At 74.4% G+C, this 19,472-nt stretch carries 14 protein-coding genes and 1 pseudogene; 8 read left to right on the top strand and 7 right to left on the bottom strand.

Annotation, left to right across the window (positions count from 1 at the left end):
* The first annotated feature begins 60 nt into the window (after window positions 1-60).
* Complete coding sequence (locus KIT14_05710) at window positions 61-858, top strand: metallopeptidase family protein (protein MCW5890031.1); 798 nt, start codon at window positions 61-63, stop codon at window positions 856-858.
* Between the two features lie 43 nt (window positions 859-901).
* A pseudogene (locus KIT14_05705) lies at window positions 902-1,772 on the top strand (isoaspartyl peptidase/L-asparaginase).
* An 80-nt stretch (window positions 1,773-1,852) separates the two neighbouring features.
* Here KIT14_05705 and KIT14_05700 read toward each other — a convergent pair.
* Window positions 1,853-2,110 (bottom strand): hypothetical protein, encoded by a 258-nt coding sequence (locus KIT14_05700; protein ID MCW5890030.1) that lies wholly within the window; start codon window positions 2,108-2,110, stop codon window positions 1,853-1,855.
* Between the two features lie 345 nt (window positions 2,111-2,455).
* Window positions 2,456-5,014: a M1 family metallopeptidase gene (locus KIT14_05695; protein MCW5890029.1), complete on the bottom strand. Its 2,559-nt coding sequence runs from the start codon at window positions 5,012-5,014 to the stop codon at window positions 2,456-2,458.
* 85 nt (window positions 5,015-5,099) lie between these two features.
* Here KIT14_05695 and KIT14_05690 point away from each other — a divergent pair, with 85 nt between their 5' ends.
* A complete protein-coding gene (locus tag KIT14_05690) occupies window positions 5,100-6,512 on the top strand; it encodes a DUF4139 domain-containing protein (GenBank protein MCW5890028.1) in 1,413 nt (470 codons plus the stop codon).
* 3 nt (window positions 6,513-6,515) lie between these two features.
* Window positions 6,516-7,400: a 5'-3' exonuclease gene (locus KIT14_05685; protein ID MCW5890027.1), complete on the top strand. Its 885-nt coding sequence runs from the start codon at window positions 6,516-6,518 to the stop codon at window positions 7,398-7,400.
* Window positions 7,401-7,682: 282 nt separating this feature from the next.
* On the opposite strand, the gene KIT14_05680 is transcribed toward KIT14_05685, so the two are convergent.
* Window positions 7,683-8,495: a heme-dependent peroxidase gene (locus tag KIT14_05680; GenBank protein MCW5890026.1), complete on the bottom strand. Its 813-nt coding sequence runs from the start codon at window positions 8,493-8,495 to the stop codon at window positions 7,683-7,685.
* A gap of 70 nt (window positions 8,496-8,565) precedes the next feature.
* Between KIT14_05680 and KIT14_05675 the strand changes: the two genes are divergently transcribed.
* The 3 genes from KIT14_05675 to KIT14_05665 all read left to right on the top strand — a co-directional run bounded on the left by KIT14_05675 (window position 8,566) and on the right by KIT14_05665 (window position 11,796).
* Complete coding sequence (locus KIT14_05675; protein ID MCW5890025.1) at window positions 8,566-9,336, top strand: 1-acyl-sn-glycerol-3-phosphate acyltransferase; 771 nt, start codon at window positions 8,566-8,568, stop codon at window positions 9,334-9,336.
* Between the two features lie 6 nt (window positions 9,337-9,342).
* Window positions 9,343-10,245, top strand: coding sequence for an Fpg/Nei family DNA glycosylase (locus KIT14_05670; protein MCW5890024.1), 903 nt, complete (start codon window positions 9,343-9,345; stop codon window positions 10,243-10,245).
* A 108-nt stretch (window positions 10,246-10,353) separates the two neighbouring features.
* The gene (locus KIT14_05665) at window positions 10,354-11,796 is read left to right on the top strand and encodes an alkaline phosphatase D family protein (GenBank protein MCW5890023.1); all 1,443 of its coding nucleotides are present in this window, start codon (window positions 10,354-10,356) and stop codon (window positions 11,794-11,796) included.
* Between the two features lie 25 nt (window positions 11,797-11,821).
* Here KIT14_05665 and KIT14_05660 read toward each other — a convergent pair whose 3' ends face one another.
* A complete protein-coding gene (locus KIT14_05660; GenBank protein MCW5890022.1) occupies window positions 11,822-13,993 on the bottom strand; it encodes an amylo-alpha-1,6-glucosidase in 2,172 nt (723 codons plus the stop codon).
* 9 nt (window positions 13,994-14,002) lie between these two features.
* Window positions 14,003-15,091, bottom strand: coding sequence for a glycosyltransferase family 4 protein (locus tag KIT14_05655; GenBank protein MCW5890021.1), 1,089 nt, complete (start codon window positions 15,089-15,091; stop codon window positions 14,003-14,005).
* A gap of 137 nt (window positions 15,092-15,228) precedes the next feature.
* Here KIT14_05655 and typA point away from each other — a divergent pair, with 137 nt between their 5' ends.
* Window positions 15,229-17,097 carry a translational GTPase TypA gene (gene typA / locus KIT14_05650; protein ID MCW5890020.1) on the top strand — a complete coding sequence of 623 codons (1,869 nt, stop codon included), beginning with the start codon at window positions 15,229-15,231 and terminating at the stop codon, window positions 17,095-17,097.
* Between the two features lie 80 nt (window positions 17,098-17,177).
* Here typA and KIT14_05645 read toward each other — a convergent pair whose 3' ends face one another.
* Window positions 17,178-17,981 (bottom strand): methyltransferase domain-containing protein, encoded by an 804-nt coding sequence (locus KIT14_05645; protein MCW5890019.1) that lies wholly within the window; start codon window positions 17,979-17,981, stop codon window positions 17,178-17,180.
* A 54-nt stretch (window positions 17,982-18,035) separates the two neighbouring features.
* Window positions 18,036-19,457 (bottom strand): hypothetical protein, encoded by a 1,422-nt coding sequence (locus tag KIT14_05640; protein ID MCW5890018.1) that lies wholly within the window; start codon window positions 19,455-19,457, stop codon window positions 18,036-18,038.
* Between the last annotated feature and the right edge of the window lie 15 nt (window positions 19,458-19,472).

The following is a 19,472-nucleotide window of genomic DNA, read 5'->3' as shown; positions in this document are numbered from 1 at the left end:
GCTCGGGCGAGCGCCAGCGCAGTTTGACGGCCGCACGGGGAGCGTCTAGCGCCGCATGGCATGGACGGCGACCTCGACGCAGTGCTGGATCGCCTGGAGAAGCTCGACCGGGACGGCGACGCCGAGGGGCTGCGCCGGACGTTGGCGACGGCGCGCAAGCGCTACCCGCAGGCCGTCGAGCTGCGCGAATGGGAGGCGACGGTCGCCTCCGACCAGGGCCGCTTCGCCGACGCGCTCGCGATCCTCGACGAGGTGCTGGCGGCGGAGCCCCAGCGGCCGTGGGCGCGGCGCGAGCGCGCGGCGGTGCTGCTCGACCTCGGGCGCTTCGCCGAGGCGCTCGCGGGGCTCGAAGCCCTGCCCGCCCGCGGCGCGCGGCGGCGGCAGGACCGCCTCGACCAGGCGAGCATCCACGCCGACCGTGCCGTCTGCCTCGACCGTCTCGGGCGGCCCGGCGAGGCCGACGCGCAGTACGCCGAGGCCGCCCGCCTCGACCCCACGGGACATCCGCTGCCGCTGCGCCTGGGGCGCGCGGAGTTCGAGCGTCTGGTCGCCGACGCGCTCGACGACGTGCCCGAGCGCTTCCGCAGGCTGCTCGACCAGGTCGTGGTCACGGTGCAGGACTGGCCCGGTCCCGACGAGGAGGATCCGCTCCAGCTCGGGGTCTACGTCGGCGTCGCGCGGACCGAGCGCACCAGCGCCACCGCCGACCACCTCGACCACGTCGTCGTGTTCCAACGGCCGCACGAGCTCACCTGTCGCGACGCCGAGGCCCTGCGGCAGGAGGTGGCGCGCACGGTCGTGCACGAGATCGCGCACCACTTCGGCATCGAGCACGAGGACATGGGCGAGTACCGCTGACGTCCGCGTTGACCGCGGCGACCGCGGCGCCCACTGCGACGCCGTGGCGAGCGCGACGATCGTGGTCCACGGCGGCGCCGGGCGCGACGACCCCGCGTCGCGCGGCGCGCGCCGGGCCGGCGTCCTCCGCGCCGCCGAGGCCGGCTGGACCGTGCTGGCCGCGGGCGGCAGCGCGCTCGACGCCGTCGTCGCGGCCACGGTCGTCCTCGAGGACGACCCCGCCTTCAACGCCGGGCTGGGGTCGGTGCTCACCGACGACGGCCGCGTCGAGATGGACGCGTCGCTCATGGACGGCGCCAGGCTCGCCGCCGGTGCCGTGGGCGCGGTCTCCGGCGTCGCCAACCCGATCCGCCTCGCCCGGGCCGTCCTCGCCGAGGGCCGCGAGGTCCTGCGCGTCGGTCCCGCCGCCGCGGCGATGGCGGCGCGGCACGGCCTCCGCGTCGTGGCGCCGGAGGCGCTCGTCACCGAGGCGGCCCGGGCGCGCTGGCGCAGCGCCGTGCCGGCGTCGGGCGGGACGGTGGGCGCCAGTCGCCTGCGACGCCCGCGGCCGCCTCGCGGCCGCCACCTCGACCGGCGGCGTCGCGGGCAAGCGCGCCGGCCGCGTCGGCGACTCCGCCGTCATCGGCGCCGGCACCTGGGCCGACGCCCACGCCGCGATCTCCTGCACCGGCCCCGGCGAAGCCATCATCCGCCTCGCCCTCGCCCACCGCGTCGCCGGCACCATCGCCACCGGCGCCACCCCCGACGCCGCCGCCCGCGAAGCCCTCGCCACCCTCGGGTCGACCCTCGGCGCCGCCGCCGGCCTGATCGCGCTCGATCCCACCGGCCGCATCACCGTCCACCACACCACCCCCTCGATGCCGACCGCCTGGCGCAATCCGACGCACGCGGAGGCACGACCGTCGTCCACCTGATCCGCACGCGCCTGCGCGGTCCCCACCCCCCACGCGGCGCCACCCGCCGCGAAGCGGGTGCCCGCGGCCGGCGCCTGCCGTCAGCCCGCCTTCGCCGCGTCGAGCAGCCGCGACAGGTGCGACGCCGGCGTGGCGATGTGACACCGCGCCCCGCCGTGCACCAGCCCCACGACCTGCGCCGCCCCGTCGACGAGCGGCGACCCGGAGTCGCCCGGCGTCCCCTGGATGCTGGTGAAGAGCGCGTCCGCCAGCGACGGCAGCGATTCGCAGGTGCCGATGCGGTCGACGCGCGAGTCCTGCCAGCGCGGGTTGTCCGGGTTGCCGGCGAAGTAGAGCACGGTGCCGACGATCGGCGGCCGGCGCGACGGCGAGCGGCGCCACCGTCGCCGGGCGGTCGAGCGCCAGGATCGCCTGGTCGGAGACCTCGTCGATGCGCGTCAGCCGCGCCGCCCGCGTGGTGCCGTCGGCGAAGCGCACCTCGAGCCCGTGCTCGCTCTCGACGCAGTGGAGGGCGGTCGCGACGAGGTCGGCACGCTCGGCGACGACGCCGCCGCAGCCGGCCGGCAGCACGACGACGGTCGCCGCCGTGACCGTCTGGCGCACGCCGCGCGGCACCGGCAACGGGTTGGCCGCGGCCGGGCCGACGCCGAGCCCGGCGACGAGCGCCAGCACCGCCGCCCGCATCACCGCTCCGCGAGCCAGCGCGCCAGCGCCGGTCCGGTGCGCTTGCGCAGCTCGGCGTTCAGCCGGAAGCGCTCCAACGCCTGCTTCACGGCGCGCGCCGCCTCGGGGACGGGATGCGCCGCGAAGAACTCGCGCACCTCGCGGGCGTAACGCGGCTCGCGCAGCGACGGCGTGGCCTCGACGAGGCGCGCGAGCATGAGCGGGGGGAGGCGCTTCTTGATCGCCGACCAGCGCTTGCAGAGGAAGCTCCAGGCGGCCTCACGCGCGTTGGGGTTGCCGAGGAGGCGCATGATCACGAACGCCATGTCCTGGGTCGGGATCTCGGCGCCGAGGAGCGCGTCGAGCGTACGCTTCACCTGGGCCGAGCCGCGGAAGGACGCCAGGTGGATCAGGAAGCGCCGCTGCTCGTGCGGGGTGCGCGCGACGGCCACGACGTCGCGGTACCTCTCGTACAGCGCGGCGTCGCCGACGCGCGCCGCGAGCGCGACCACGGGCTCGGCGAGGTTCGGCTCGAGCGCGCTGCGGTCGGCGAGATACGCCTCCAGACGACGCCGCGCCTCCTCGAGCACCGCCGGCACCTCGGAGATGCCGCCGACGAGGCGCACGAGCGCGGCGCGGCGCAGGCGCACCGGATCGGGCTCGTCGGGCTCGGCCGTCCACCCGAGCTCCTCCAGCGCCGGCCCGAAGCGGCGCGCCACCCAGCCGCGGAGCTGCGCCTGCACGAGGCTGCCCGGCGGCACCACCTGCTCGTCGAGTGCCGCGAGCGCACCGGACACGCCGTCGAGCACGTCGTGGTCGGGCTCGGCGCCGAGCGCGTCGACGATCTCGAGGAAGCTGTCGATCGGCGCGCGGCCGGCGCGCACGAGCGCCCACTGGTCGCCTCCGAGAGCCATGCGCTCGACCGCCGTCAACGTGCCGGACAGATCCGCGAGCAGCGCGGCGCGGGTGGGCGCGTCGTGCAGCACGCGGTAGAAGCCGCCGGCGGCGGCGTTGCCGAAGATCCACGGGACGCGCCCGCCCTCGAGCGCGAGCGTCTGCTGTGCCCTGTCGGCGAGCGTGCGCTGCCGGCGCTCCTTCGGCAACTTCAGCACGAGCGGCACCGGCCAGCGCACGCGCCGCTTCGCCGCCGGCACGCGCGGGTCGACGAAGAAGCGCTCCTGCTTCACCTTGAGGCTGCCGCCGTCGGCGGCGAGCGTCACGAGCGGGAAGCCCGGCTGCGCGATCCATGCCTGGGCGACGCGGGCGACGTCCTGCCCCGACGCCTCCGCGAGCGCGTTCCACAGGTCCTCGGCGACCGCGTTGCTCTCGCGATGGCGGTCCATGTAGAGGCGTACGCCCGCGCGGAACGTCTCGGGCCCGAGCCAGTGCTCGAGCATGCGCACGACGGCCGCGCCCTTCTCGTAGGTGATGAGGTCGAAGTTCTCGGTGGCCTCGGCGACGCTCCGCACCGGGGCGTAGATCGGGTGCGTGTTCGCGAGCGCGTCGAGCCCGAGCGCGCCGGACCGGCCGTGCTCGAAGCTCAGCCACATGCGCCACTCGGGCTTCCACTCGTCGACGACGCGGTAGGCCATCCAGGTGGCGAACGCCTCGTTCAGCCAGAGGTCGTCCCACCACGCCATGGTGACGAGGTCGCCGTACCACATGTGGGCCAGCTCGTGCGCGATGACCTCGGCGGCGCGCTTGCGCTCGGGCAGCGAGGCGGTGGCGGGATCGAGGAGCAGCAGCGTCTCGCGAAAGAAGACGGCGCCGGGATTCTCCATCGCCCCCGCCTCGAAGTCGGGCACGGCGACGAGGTCGAGCTTGCCGTACGGGTACGGGATGCCGAACCACGCCTCGAGCCGCTCGAGCGCCGCGGCACCGGCCTCGAGCGCGAACTCGGTGAGGTGCCCCTTGCCCGGCACGTGCCAGATGCGGATCGGCGTGTCGCCCGACATGCGCACGGCGCTCGCCTCGAGCGGCCCGACGCCGACGGCGAGGAGATAGGTGGAGAGCGGCGGCGTGGTCGCGAACTGGAGGCGCCGCCGGCCGCCGCCGAGGGCCTCTTCCGCCTCGAGCGGCGCGTTCGACAGCGCCGTGTCGCCGGGCGCGACGGTGACCGCGATGCGTAGCCGTGCCTTCCACGCCGGCTCGTCGAAGCACGGCATCACGCGGCGCGCATCGGCCGCCTCGCACTGCGTGAAGGCGTAGCGCCGGTCGCCGGAGGCCGCGGCGTAGAAGCCGCGCAGATGCCGGTTCAGCGGCGCGTGGTAGCGCAGCACGACGCGCGCCTCGCCGGCGGGCACGGCGGCGCGCGTCGCCAGCGTCACCGTCTCGTCGTACTTCGACGCCCGCACCCGCGCAGGCATCGTCGTGTCGCCGGCGTGGACCGTCGCCTCGTCGACGACGAGGTCGGCGGCGTGGAGCGTGATCTCCTTGCGCGGCTTCGCGAGCGACAGGGTGATCGTCACCTCGCCGCGAAACGTGCCGGCCTCGAGGTCGGGCTCGAGGTGCAGGTCGTACAGGCTGGGCCGCACGTCGCGGGCGAGGCGGAAGCGGGATGGACGCGTGGCCGTCGGCATGCCGACTCGACTACCGGCGGCCCCGGGGGAAGGCAACGGCGGGCGCCGGCTTGTCGCACCGGGCACGCCCTGCCACACAGGCGACATGCCGCGCGCCATCGCCCTTCTCCTGCTCGCTCTCGCGCTCCCGGGCGCGGCGACGGCCGACACCGTCGTCGGTCGCGACGCCCGCACGGCGCTCGCGCTCACCGTCTACTCCGGCCAGGACCTCGCCATCGTGCAGGAGACCCGCACGGTGGCGCTCGCCGTCGGCGCGCAGGGCCTGCGCTTCGACGACGTCGCACCGCAGATCGACCCGCGCACCGTCGCGGTGACGCTGCCGGACGGCGTGCACGTCCTCGAGCAGAGCTTCCGCTGGGACCTGCCGACATCGCAGGCGCTGCTCGCGCGCTGGATCGGCCGCGAGGTGGAGCTGGTCGAGACCGACGAGCGCCTGCGCACCCGCGTCACCCCGGCGACGCTGCTGTCGCTCGACGGCCCGACGCTGCGCCTCGCCGACCGCATCGCGATCGCGCCCCCGGGCTCGCTCCGCCTCCCGCCCGTGGCCGGCGAGGAGGTCTTCACCCGCCCGACGCTGCGCTGGCGGCTCGACGCCGCGCAGGCCGTGAACGGCCCCGTGCAGGTGTCGTACGCGACCGCCGGGCTCGGCTGGAGCGCCGACTACGTGGCCCAGCTCGACGCCGAAGAGACCCGTGCCGACGTCACCGCCTGGATCACGCTGCGCAACGACGGCGGCACGGCGTTCGACGACGCGCGCGTGGCACTCGTCGCCGGCGACGTCCACCGCGCCGCCGAGCCCGAGCGCGCCATGTTCGGCATGGTCGCGCGCGACATGGCGATGGCCGCGGCGCCGTCGGCCAAGGTCGCCGAGACCGGCTTCACGGAGTACCACCACTATGCGCTCGAGCGGCCGACGAGCGTCGCCCCGGGCGAGACCAAGCAGGTCGAGCTGTTCGTCGCGCGCGGCGTCGGCGTCGCGAAGCGCTACGAGACCCGCGGCGCGGCGCAGTGGCTGCGCGGCCCGCAGCGCGATCAGGGCAGGGACGTCCCGGTGCGCGTGATCCTCGACGTCGCCAACACGAAGCCGAATCAGCTCGGCCGCACCATGCCCGCCGGCGTCGTACGCTTCTACGCGCCCACGGCCGGCGGCGCGCCGGCGTTGGTCGGCGAGGACCGCATCGGCCACACGCCCGACGGCAAGACGCTCGAGCTCGAGGTCGGCGACGCGTTCGACGTCACCGCGACGCGCACGCAGACCGACTTCCGCCTCCTCAGCCAGGAGCCCTGGCAGGCGGAGAGCGCCTACGAGGTGGTGCTGAAGAACCGGCGCACCACGGCGGTCACCGTCACCGTACGCGAGCCCGTCATGGGCCAATGGGAGGTGCTGTCGTCGAGCCTGCCGGCGAAGAAGCTCGACGCCACGACGCTGGCGTTCGACGTGCCCGTGGCCGCCGGCGGCGAGACCACGCTCACCTGGCGCCTGCGCGTCGGCGGCTGAGCGATGCTCCTCCTGGTTGACTACTCGAGCCTCCTCTACCGCGCCTTCCACTCGCTGCCGGAGTCGCTGCCGGCGCGCGGCGTGTACGGCATCCTCGGCATGCTCGCGCGCCTGGTGCAGGACCGCCGCCCGCGCGGGCTCGGCATCTGCGTCGACGACGACTGGCGACCCGCGTTCCGCGTCGAGGCGCTGCCGTCGTACAAGGCCCATCGCGTCGCCGAGGTCGAGGCCGAGGCGGACCCGGTCGCCGCCGACGAGGCGATCGGGCGCGCGGTGCTGCAGGCGATCGGGGTCGCGGTGCTCGGCGCCGAGGGCTACGAAGCCGAGGACGTCATCGCCACGCTCGCGGCGCACACCCGGGCGCGCGTCGAGGTGGTGTCGGGCGATCGCGACTGCTTCGCGCTGGTGGAGGATCCGCACGTGTCGGTGCTCTACCCGGTGCGCGGCGTCAGCGAGCTCGCGGTGATCGACGAGGCGGCGGTGACGAAGCGCTACGGCATCCCGGGGCGCGCCTACCTCGACTTCGCGCTGCTGCGCGGCGACCCGTCGGACGGGCTGCCGGGCGTCGCCGGCATCGGCGAGAAGACGGCGGCGCAGCTCGTCGCCCGCTACGGCTCGCTCGACGCCGTCCTCGCCGCGCTCGACGCCGGCGACCGCGCCCTCAGCCCGGCCGTCGCGCACAAGCTCGCGGCCGGCCGCGACTACCTCGCAGCGGCCCGCCGCGTCGTGCCGCCGTGCGGGGCGGTCCCCCTACCGGCGATCTCCCTCGACCTGCCGACGGCGACCGCGCACCCGCGTACCCTGGCCCGCCTCACCGCCGAGCACGGGTTGCAGACGCCCGTGGAGCGATTCGCCCGCGCATTGGGTCTCGCCACCGCGTCCGCGTGACGCGACGGCGGCACCGGTGTAGCGTCGCCGTGCCGTGGCGCGCGAGGATCGCTGGCAGCATCTGGTGACCGGAGCCTTCCAGATCGACGACGAGCTCGCCGTCGCCCCGGTACCGAACGCGGTCACCCGCCGCCGTCTCGTCGCCCGCTACCTCGACAGCGTGCTCGAGGTCTTTCCCGCCGATCTCGATCCGGTCGAGGATTTCGAAGGCTACGCGGTCCGCCGGCTGGCGCAGTCCGTGCGGCGCGCGCTCGGCCTGGTGCCGCCGGCGCGTGGCCGGCGTCAGCGCGCTGGGGACTCGCCGCGCAGCACGGCGCCGAGCTCGCCGGGTGCGAAGCGGATGCCGATGAAGAAGGGTCCGAACAGCGCGAACCGCGAGCTCGCCGGATCGAAGCGCATCTCGTAGACGAGCTTCTTGAAGACCAGCGGGTCGTCGGCGAACAGCGAGACGCCCCATTCCCAGTCGTCGAGCGCCACCGAGCCCTGGATGATCTGCTGCACCCGGCCGGCGTACTTGCGCCCGATCTCGCCGTGCCCCTTCATGAACGCGCCGCGCTCCGGCCCCGAGAGGTCGTACCAGTTGACCTGCTCCCCGCGCCGCTTCGACATCGGGTAGAAGCAGAGGTAGCGGCGATCGGGCACGGCGGGGAACAGGCGCGGGCGCGCGAGCTTCGTCATCTCGGCGTGCAGCGCCTCGTCGAAGCCGTCGCTGCCCGGCGTCCTGCCCTGCCGGGCGAGCGTCGCGGTCGCGTGCGCGGTGAGCTCGTAGGTGCCGAGCTCGACGACGGCGAGGTAGGAGTAGGTCGGCACGAGGAACGCGCGCAGGCGCGTGCGGTTCCACGCCGTCTGTACCGCGCGCAGCGCCTCGAGGTCGCGCCGGAAGTGGACCAGGCAGAGGTCGCCCTTCTGCGAGACGAGGGCATACGGCGCGCCGTGGCCGTCGCCGGGCGCGGTCAGCGCGGCGAGCGTGTCCGTCGCCTCGGCGGTGATCGCGTCGCGCTCGGCGTCGGGCAGCGCGTTCCAGCGGCCCCAGTCGAGCGCGAACATCTCGTGCAGCGTGTACCACCCCTCCAGGGTGACGGGCGCGTCCGCCATGCGTCGGTTCTAGCCGGGCCTCCGCGCGGTTTGAAGCGGCCCGGGAATCGGGGCAAGAGCGAACGGTCCCATGCGGCTCGTCCTCTCCTGGCTCGCGACGCTCGTCTTTCTGCCCGCGTTCGGTCTCGTGATGGTGGGATTCGACGTCGCCCAGCGCATCGCGCGGCTCTTCGGCCAGCGCCCGCAGGAGTACGTCGCGAGCGCGCTCCAGTGGACGCTCGTCCACACCTTCGGCATCTGCAACGCCCGCCTGCGCGTCGAGCGCGATCCGGGGGTGCAGCCCTGGGCGTCGTACGTGATCGTCTCGAACCACCAGAGCATGTTCGACATCCCGATCCTGGGTTCGCTCTTCTTCTCGAACTTCCCGAAGTACGTCTCGAAGCGGTCGCTCGGGAAGTGGATCCCGTCGGTGTCGTACAACCTGCGCCAGGGTGGCCACGTGCTGATCGACCGTGGCGACGCGCCCGGCGCCGTCGAGGCCATCCGCGCGCTCGGGCGGCGCGTGGCCGCGGGCCGCGCGTCGGCGATGATCTTCCCCGAGGGCACGCGCGCGCGGCACGGGGAGCTCGGCCGCTTCAAGCCGGCGGGCACGCTGGCGCTGCTCGAGGAGACGCCGGCGACGCCGATCGTCGCGGTCGCGATCGACGAGTCGTGGCGGCTCCTGCAGCACAACTTCCTGCCGGTGCCGTGGGGCGTGCGCGTGCGCGTCTACATCGGGGCGCCGATCGAGCGCGCGGCGGGCGACGACCCCGCGCGGCTGCTCGAGCGCGTGCGGGACGAGATCGCGGGGGTTCTCGCCCGCTGGCGCGACGAGCGGGTCGAGACGCGCCGCGCGTCGTAGCCACGCATGCCCGAGCTGCCCGACGTCACCGTGTACGTGGAGGCGCTCGAGCGACGCGTCCTCGGCGAGCCGCTGCGCGGCGTGCGCCTCGCCAGCCCCTTCCTGCTGCGCTCGGTGGAGCCGCCGCTCGGCGCGACGTCCGGCAAGTCGGTCATCGGCGTCCGGCGTGTCGGCAAGCGCATCGTGCTGGGGCTCGAAGACAATCTCTTCCTCGTGCTGCACCTCATGATCGCCGGCCGGCTGCGCTGGCGACCGCCCGACACGAAGCTCAACCGCAAGCTCGGCCTCGCCGCGTTCGACTTTCCCGCCGGGACGCTCGTCCTCACCGAGGCGAGCACGCGCAAGCGGGCCGGCCTGTGGTGCGTGCACGGCGCCGAGGCGGTCGCGGCGTTCGACGCCGGCGGCGTGGAGCCGCTGGACGCCGACGTCGCGACCTTCGCCGCGGCGCTGCGGCGCGAGCGCCATACGCTGAAGCGCACGCTCACCGACCCGCGCCTCTTCGCCGGCATCGGCAACGCCTACTCCGACGAGATCCTGCACCGCGCCCGCCTCTCGCCGGTCACCCTGAGCGACCGCCTCGGCGACGACGAGGTCGCACGCCTCCACGCCGCCACGCAGACCGTGCTGCGCGAGTTCACCGCCCGCATCCGCGCCGAGGTGGGCGACGGCTTCCCCGAGAAGGTGACGGCGTTCCGCGACGACATGGCCGTGCACGGCCGCTACCGCCAGCCCTGCCCGGTCTGCGGCACGCCGGTCCAGCGCATCGTCCACGCGGAGAACGAGACCAACTACTGCCCGACCTGCCAGACCGGCGGCCGGCTGCTGGCCGACCGCTCGCTGTCGCGGCTCCTCAAGCAGGACTGGCCGCGCTCCCTCGACGAGCTCGAGGAGCGGCGGCGCGGCGGCTGAGCCGGGGCGCTTTCCGGTTGCCGGCCCGCGCCGGCCCGTGGGATCACACCGCCGTGCGGATCACCCGACGCGACCTGCTGCGCACGGGCGGCGTGCTCGCCGCCGGCCTTGCGGCCCCGCGCGTCGCCCGCGCGACCCCCGACCTCGGCCTCGCACGCGGCGGCGCCGTTCCCCACCGGCGTCCTCGCCGGCGACCGCCGGCGCGCCATCACGCTCGTCGCGCGCGTCGACGGCGTCCCCGACGGCGGCCGCATCGGGGTCGAGGTCGCGCGCGATCCCGGCTTCGCGCAGGTGATCGCCCGCCGCCGCGTCCCCGTCCGCGCCGACGCGGCGTTCGTCGCGCGCGCCGAGGTGGCGTCGCCGCGGCTGCGCGGCGACGCGCCGTTCTGGTACCGCTTCTTCACGCGCGACGTCGCCTCGCCCGTCGGCCGCTTCAAGCTGCGTCCCGCCCCGGCCGCGACCGCGCCGCTGCGCCTCGCGTGGTTCTCGTGCCAGGGCTGGCCCGCCGGCTACTTCGGCGCCCACGCCGCGATGGCCGCGGAGGACCTCGACGTCGCGCTGTCGCTCGGCGACTACGTCTACGAGCTCACCGACGACCGCGGCCCGCGCGTCGACACGATCGGCCCCGACGGCGACGGCTTCGCGCAGACGCTGGACGAGTACCGCGCCAAGTACCGCCTCTACCAGAGCGACGCGGACCTCCGGGCCATGCACGCCGCCCACGCCTTCCTCGCGATCTGGGACAACCACGAGCTGGCGGACGATTCGCCCGGCCACGTGCAGGGCAAGCCGATCCGCGTGCCGCTCGCGACGCGCATGGCGTACGGCAAGCGCGCCTTCTTCGAGGCGCTGCCGATGCGGCGAGCGCACCTCGACGCCTTCCACCTCTATCGCTCGATCCGCCTCGGCGCCCACGTCGAGCTGTTCCTGCTCGACATGCACTCCTACGCCGACCCGCCGACGCAGGGGACGTATCTCGGCGCCCGCCAGCTCGGCTGGCTCCTGCGCGGGCTCTCGCGCTCGCGGGCGACGTGGAAGATCGTCGCGTCGACGACCGTCGTCGCCGGCACGGACCTCACGCCCGGCAACCCGATCAACCTCGGCCAATGGGACGGCTATGCCGCCGAGCGCCGCACCATCATGGAGCACGTCCTGCGCGAGCGCATCACGGGCGTCGTCACGCTGTCGGGCGACCTGCACACGTTCATCGCCGGCCAGGTGACGACGACGGGCCGCGCCGACGGCACGCCCGCCGCGGTCGACTTCACGGGCGGCGCGATCACCTCGCAGGGCCTGCTCGACACCTGGCCGCCGCGCCCCGACCGCGAGACGCTCGCCGCGCAGCTCGAAGCGCAGGGCCGCGCGGTGAACCCGCACCTGGCGTTCCTCGACCTGCTGGCCAAGGGCTACGGGCGCCTCGAGGCCGACGCCCGCGAGCTGCGGGTCACCTTCCGTGCCGTCGGCACGGTGCTGGAGCCGTCGAGCCCGGTGCGCGACCTCGTCCGCTTCCGCGTCCGCCCGGACGCGCCCGTCATCGAGACGCTGGCCTGAGCCGACCCGCGCCGCGCCCGGCGCCTCAGCGCCGGACGACGACCTCGAGGTCGCCCTCGCGACCGGTCACCTCGACGGCGGCCCCGAAGCGACGGCGGTGGACCGAGAGATCGACGCGGGCGTCGCACACGCGCAGGCCGACGACGTCGACCCGATCGAGCCAGGGGGGCAGGGTCGCGTGCGTCAACGTCACCCGGCGCTGCCAGGCGTCGACCTCGAGCCCGAGCGCCGCCTGGAGCAGGAGGAGCACGCTCGCCGCCGCCCACGCCTGCGGCTTGCAGGCCACCGGATACGGCACCGGACCGCTGCGCTCGCCACGCGCGAAGCCGCAGAACAGCTCCGGCAGGCGGGGGCCGTCGAGCGCGAGCCCCGCGTGGAAGAGTGCGTCGAGCAGCACCGCGGCGCGCTCGGTCGCGCCGTAGCGCGCGCAGCCGGCGGCGACGAGCGCGTTGTCGTGCGGCCACACCGAGCCGTTGTGATAGCTCATCGGATTGAAGCGCGGCGTGCCGGCGCCGAGGGTGCGCACGCCCCAGCCGCAGAAGCTGTCCTCGCGCAGCAGGCGCGCCATCACGCGCTCGGCGCGCTCGGGCGCCGCGATGCCGGCCCACAACGCATGCCCCGCGTTCGAGGCGACGACGCGGCACGGGCGCTTGTCGCGATCGAGCGCCAGCGCGTAGGTGCCCTCGTCGTCGAGCCAGAAGGCCGTCTCGAAGCGGGCACGCAGCGCCTCGGCGCGGGCTCGCCAGGCGTCCGCCGCGGCGACGCGGCCCGTGCGCAGAGCCAGCTCGGCCATGTCGCGCAGCGCCGCGAAGACGTACGCCTGCACCTCGACGAGCGCGATGGGCGGCTCGGCGAGCCCGCCGTCGGCGTGGGAGATGGCGTCGTGCGAGTCCTTCCACCCCTGATGGACGAGCCCGCTGCCGGCCCGGCGGGCGTACTCGACGAAGCCGTCGCCGTCGCGATCGCCGTACGCCTCGATCCAACCGAACGCCGCCTCCGCCGCCGGCCACAACGCCTCGACGAGGGCCAGGTCCGCCGTCCGGCGCGCGTAGGCCGCGAGCAGGCAGAGGAAGAGCGGCGTCGCGTCGACCGTCCCGTAGTAGCGCCCGAACGGCACCTCGCCGGTCGCCGCCATCTCGCCGCAGCGCAGCTCGTGCAGGATCTTGCCCGGCTCCTCGTCGCGGCGGGCGTCCTCGTGACGGCCCTGGAGCGCGGCGAGCGTGCGCAGCACCGCGGCGGCGAGGTCGGGACCGAAGGCGAGCGTCTCGAACGCGGTGACGAGACCGTCGCGACCGAACACGGTCGCGAACCACGGGATGCCGGCCTGCACGTAGCCCGCGGCCGGCGTGTCGGTGCGCAGCATCGCGAGGTCGTCCAGGGAGCGGCGCATCCAGGCGTCGAAGGCCTCGTTGCTGGAGCGGATGCGGGCGAGCTCGCCGACCCGGTGGCGGCGCTCGGCGCGCAGCCGGGCGATCGCCGCGTCGGGCCCGCAGGGCTCCGCCGCCTCGCCGCCCGTGACGCAGCCGATCGACACCACGAGAACGGTCTCGCCGCGCGGGGGCAGGTCGAGGAGGAAGTGCACGCCGCCGGGGCGTACGTCGGCGGGCGGCGGCTCGCAGGCGAGGCGCATCTCGCGCGTCACCCCGTCGAGCCCCAGGTAGCGGACGCGGATGCCGTCGCGGCGCACCTCGGGCTCGGCGAGCGTGCCATGGCGCGCGCGCTCGACGCCGCGCACCTCGAACTCGTCGGCGAAGTCGGCCGCCACGAGCAGGGAGAGGCGCACGCGGAGCGGCTCCGCCGCGTAGCTGCGCACGTGGACGCGCTCGTGCAGCACGGCGTCGCACAGGACCTTCGTGCGCTCGAGCGCGACGACGTCGCGTTCGAGCACCACCTCGCCGTCGCGGCGCTCGTCGCCGTTGGCGAGATGCGAGACCAGCGTCGAGCCGCGGGCGCCGGGCGCCGAGCTGAGCAGGACGGGCAGCCCGTCGTTCAGGCGCAGCTCGAAGCGCGACAGGAAGCGGGTCCCGCGGTGGAACAGGCCGTAGGGCTCGACGCCCGCCGGCGGCACGTCGCCGGCGTCGTCGAAGATGGCGAAGCTGTCGCGGTGGCTGAGGACGAGGCGCGGACGGCGCGCGGCCAGCGCCGACGCGAGCAGATAGTAGTCCGTGCCGATGCGGATGCGTTCCGGGGTCGGCATGTCGGGACCTCACATGGGGGCGAGGGTCGCGCCGCCGCGGCCGGCGGCGCGCGGCCGACGCCCGCTCGGGGCGGCCGGCGCCCGGACGCGCGCGAACAGGTCGAGGTAGCGTTGCGCCATGATGTCGTCGGTGAAGCGGGTTTCGAAGGCGGCGCGGCAGCGCGCACGGTCGAGCGCCGGCAGGCGGTGCACCGCCGCGACCAGCTCGTCGTCGGTCTCGCGGACGAAACCGGTGACGCCGTCCTCGACGATCTCCGGCACGGACCCGCGGCGGCGTGCGACCACCGGCGTGCCGCAGGCGAGCGCCTCGATCATCACGAGGCCGAACGGCTCGGGCCAGTCGATGGGGAAGAGCAAGGCGGCGGCACCGGCCAGGAGCGCGCCCTTGCGGTCGTCGCCGACCTCGCCGAGGAACTCCACCAGCGGGCCGTCGAGCAGCGGCCGGATCTCGGTCTCCCAGTAGGCGCGATCCACCGCGTCGACCTTGGCGGCGATCTTCAGCGGCACGCCGGCGCGGCGCGCGATCGCGATCGCGGCGTCGGGCCGCTTCTCGGGCGAGATGCGGCCCATGAAGACGAGGTACGATCCGGACGCGAGGGAGGGTGCGTACAGGCGGCGCGGCAGCCCGTGGTGGACCGTGCCCATCCAGGCCGCCGCCGGCATCGGCCGGCGCTGGGCATCGCTGATGGAGACCAGCCCGACCTCGGGGTAGTCGGCGTAGAGCGGCCATATCTCCGGAATGTCGAGCCGGCCGTGCAGCGTCACCAGCGTCGGCGTCCGCACCCAGCGGGTGAACGGCAGCCCGAGGTAGTCGGTGTGGCAGTGGATGACGTCGAACGCCGGGGCCCGGCGGTAGACTTCGCCGAGCATGCGCACGTGCGGCGCCAGCGGGTCGCGGTATGCGGCGTCGAGGCGCAGCGCGCGGCGACAGGGCGCCCACAGGGCCGCCCCCGTCCGCGAGTCGCCGCTCGCGAACAGCGTGACCTCGTGCCCCGACCGCACCAGCGCCTCGGTGAGATACGAGACCACCCGTTCGGTTCCGCCGTACAGAACCGGGGGGACCCGTTCGTAGAGAGGCGCCACCTGAGCGATCCGCATGGGAAGCCCGTCCGCAGGTCGTCGTCCCGCAGCAAACGGGGCCGGCGGGCCGCCGTCAAGCCGGGTCGATCACCGCCTCCGCGAGGCCGGGCGCAAGTTGACCCTCGTCCGCCGCCGCGTCAGGATGCGCGATTCCCATGAGCACGCCGCAGCGCCGTACGGACGTCCGCAACATCGCCATCATCGCCCACGTCGACCATGGGAAGACGACGCTCGTCGACGCCATGCTGCACCAGTCGGGCGTCTTCCGCGCCAACGAGCAGGTGGCCGAGCGCGTGATGGACTCGAACGCGCTCGAGCGCGAGCGCGGCATCACGATCCTGGCGAAGAACACGACGGTCCACTTCCGCAGCGTCCAGATCAACATCGTCGACACGCCCGGCCACGCCGACTTCGGGGGCGAGGTCGAGCGCACGCTGGCGATGGTCGACGGCGTGCTGCTGCTGGTCGACGCCTCGGAGGGGCCGCTGCCGCAGACGCGCTTCGTGCTCGGCAAGGCGCTCGAAGCGGGGCTCGAGCCGATCGTCGTGCTGAACAAGATCGACCGCGCCGACGCCCGCACCGCCGAGGTGCTCGACGAGATCTACGGCCTCTTCATCGACCTCGGCGCCGACGAGCACCAGCTCGAGTTCCCCGTCCTCTATTGCATCGCACGCGACGGCACCGCGACGCGCGACCTCGCGTCGCCCGGCACCGACCTGCAGCCGCTGTTCGAGACCATCGTCGCGCACCTCCCCGGCCCGATCTCGGAGGCCGGCGCGCCGACCCAGTTCCAGGCCAACAACCTCGGCTACGACGACTACGTCGGCCGCCTCGCCATCGGCCGCCTGCGCGGCGGCGAGCTCGTCGCCGGCGGGCAGTACACGCTCTGCAAGGTCGACGGCCGCCAGCTGCCCGCCAAGGTGACGCGCCTCTACGGCTGGCAGGGGCTCAAGCGCACGGAGATCCCGAAGGCCGTCGCGGGCGACATCGTCGCCATCGCCGGCGTCGAGGAGATCGGCATCGGCGACACGCTCGCCGACAAGGAGAGCCCGGTCGCGCTGCCGCCCATCCGCATCGACGAGCCGACGATCGCCATGCTCTTCGGCATCAACACGAGCCCGTGGGCCGGGCGCGACGGCAACCGCGTCACCTCCCGCCAGGTGCGCGACCGCCTGCTGACCGAGATGCACCGCAACGTCAGCCTGCGCGTCGAGGAGACGGAGACGACCGACACCTTCCGCGTCCTCGGCCGCGGTGAGCTCCAGCTCGCGGTGCTGATCGAGACCATGCGCCGCGAGGGCTACGAGCTGCAGGTCTCCAAGCCCACGGTCGTCGTGCGCGAGCACGAGGGCGTGGTCGAGGAGCCGATGGAGCTGCTGCTCGTCGACGTGCCGGAGGAGTACGTCGGCGTCGTCACGCAGCTCCTCGGCGTGCGCAAGGGCGTCATGACGAAGATGGAGCCGGTCGGCAGCGGGCGTGTGCGCTGCGAGTTCTCGGTGCCGTCGCGCGGGCTCATCGGCTTCCGCTCGCAGTTCCTCACCGAGACGCGCGGCACGGCGACGATGAACGCGCTCTTCGGCGGCTGGGCGCCGTGGCACGGCAACATCCCGGCGCGCACGAACGGCGCCATGGTGTCCGATCGCGACGGCGTCGCGACGCCCTACGCGCTCTTCCACCTCCAGGAGCGCGGCGTGCTCTTCGTCCCGCCGGGCACGCCCGTCTACGAGGGCATGGTCGTGGGCGAGTACTCGCGCGACGTCGATCTCGAGGTGAACGTCTGCCGCGAGAAGAAGCTCACCAACATGCGCGCCTCCGGCCACGACGAGGCCATCCGCTTGACCCCTGCGCACCTCATGGGGCTCGAGGACAGCCTCGCCTGGATCGACGACGACGAGCTCGTCGAGGTGACGCCGAGCACGGTACGGCTGCGCAAGCGCGAGCTGCGCTCGAGCTTCCGCCCGAAGGGCCAGCGCAGCAACCGCGAGCAGCAGCCGCCGCTGCCGCGCGCGGCGGCGGCGCGATAGGCTGCCGGCGCTCTCGCTCGCGGCCGGGGTCGCGGTCGGCTGCTCGGAGGTTTCTTCGTGGACGGACGCCGCGCCCGAGCTCAACGTGCGCGCGCGACGAACACCACTTCGCCGCAGACGAGCCACGGGAAGTGCCGCAGCGCCGCGTGCGCCAGCCGGCCGCGCACGCCCGGCATGACGAACAGCTGCTCGGGTCCGGTCGCGCGGAAGGGGCTCACGACGAGGTTGTCGGCGTCGACCCACAGCCCCATGATCTTCGGCGGGCGGAGGTCGTTCGGATATTCGCCGACGACGTCGAAGCCGGCGCGATCGAGGAAGGCACGCAGCTCGGGGCGGGAGAAACGGTACTCGGCGAAGCCCAGCTTCATGCCGAGCCGTCGCCGCCGCCAGGTGACGAGACGCAGCAGGTGGTTCACCACCAGCCGCCGGAAGAGATTGTTGAACGGCACCGCGCAGACGAGGATGCCGCCCGGCTTCAGCATGCGCCGCAGCTCGCGCAGCCCGGCGTCCGGCCCGGCCTCCTCGTGCTCGACGACGCCGAGCGAGATCACGCCCGACGCGCTGCCGGTACGCACCGGGGCGCTGCGGGTGTCGGACTGGAGGATCGGCAGCGCGGTGTCGACGCCGCGTGCGAGGCCGATCGCGTCGTGGCTGATCTCGAGCCCGACGCAGCGGTAGCCGAGCCTACGCAGGTAGATCGGCCAGCGCGCCGTGCCGCAGCCGGCGTCGACGATGACGCCCTCCCTCGGCAGGTGGGCCATCATGACGTCGTGCAGCATCTCCTGCCGGCAGGTGCTGGTGCCGTCCTCGCCCTCGATCCGCCATGCGGCCTGGCTCCACTCGATCGGGCTCAGCGCGTCCCAGAGGTAGACCTTGAAGCTCATCGCAGACGACTCACCGTGGAGCCGCCGGGTCGTATCCGCGGCCCCTCCGCGCTGTCAATCGACGAGCCCCGCGAGCGCCGCCGCGATCTCACGCAGCGGCGGCAGGCCGGTGAGACGGCGCAGGAACGCCGCGAAGTGCCCGGTGTCGTTGGGCGCGAACCCGAGCAGCGTGACGGTGAACGTGCCCAGCACGAAGGTCCCCGCGATGCGCATGGCACGTCGCACGGGCGACGGCGACGGCGGCCCGACGCGGCGGCGCCACTCCCCCCAGCCGATGACCGCCGCCGCGTTGAGGACGCCCCAGCACAGGACGGGCAGGAAGTGGATGAGCGCGGGCTTCCCCGACAGGAACGGTATCCCGGCCCAGTGCCACAGCACGCTCACCCCGAACGCCCCCGCCACCGCCACGCTGCGCCGCTCGCGACCGCCGAGCGGGATGTAGACGTAGCGGATCAGCCAGTTCGTCATGGTCGCACGCCACGCGCGCCAGAGCTGGGCCGGATTCTCCGCGAGCAGGGTGCGCGGCCAGTTCGGCCGCAGCGTGACGCCGTAGAGCAGCGCCGCCCCCTCGGCCATCATCCAGATGGACATGAGGTAGAGCGCGCTGCGCAGGTAGGCGAGCCCGCACCAGCCCCACAGCGCCAGCGTCTCGGTCGTGGCCGAGCCGGTGGCCGGAACCACCGGCAGGTGCATCGCCGCCGCGACGCCGACGATGCCCCACGCCAGCCGGCGCTGCGCCCCGCCGAGGTCGGCCTGCACCGGGCCTGCGAGGTTGCGGCCGTGGAACTCGTCGTACACCTCCACCGCGCCGAGGCTGTTCGTGTAGAAGCCCTGGTAGCAGGCCCAGTCGGCGAGCGACGCGGGGCGGCCGCGTCGCGTCTCCACGACCAGGCTGATGTGGCGCAGCGCCACGAACGCCAGCGGCCCCTGGGCGGAGAGGCCGGCGAGCACGTTGTCGCTGCGGATCACGAAGCAGGTGGCGTAGCCGGCCAGAAGGACGCCGCCCTGGACCAGCGTGGTGACGACGTCGCTCCAGCCGAGCCCGACCCGCAGCAGGAGGAACCCGACCAGCGACGTCCCGAAGGCGACGGCCATCGGCAGCGGACCGAGATGCGCCAGCAGCACGACGAGGCTCACCGCCGCGAGCCCCGCGACGCGCCACGGCGTCGGCAGGCGGACGAGCACCTGCCCGGCCGTCACCGCGAAGACGAGGTGATCGAAGCGGCTCATGAGGTCGAGCGGCTCGCGCGACGGGTGTTGCACGAGCCAGACCGCGAGCCCGACGGCGACCAGCGCCGCCGCCGCCAGCCCCGCACGCCCCAGCCGCTCGATCAGGGCGACGAGGGGGCGGATCGCCGCCACCGCCAGCGCGAACGCCAGGAGGAAGACCGCCGTGGTCGCGAGCCCTCCGCCCCGCTGCGCAACTGCCTGGGCGAGCCATGTGACGGGCGCAGCGAGGAGGTCCTGAGCAGGCATCGCCGGTGGGTCTCG

The organism is bacterium, assembly GCA_026129405.1.
GTDB lineage: Bacteria > Desulfobacterota > Binatia > DP-6 > DP-6 > JAHCID01.
Note: the sequence above shows the minus strand (reverse complement) of the source record. Positions and strands in the feature narration are given on the sequence as shown.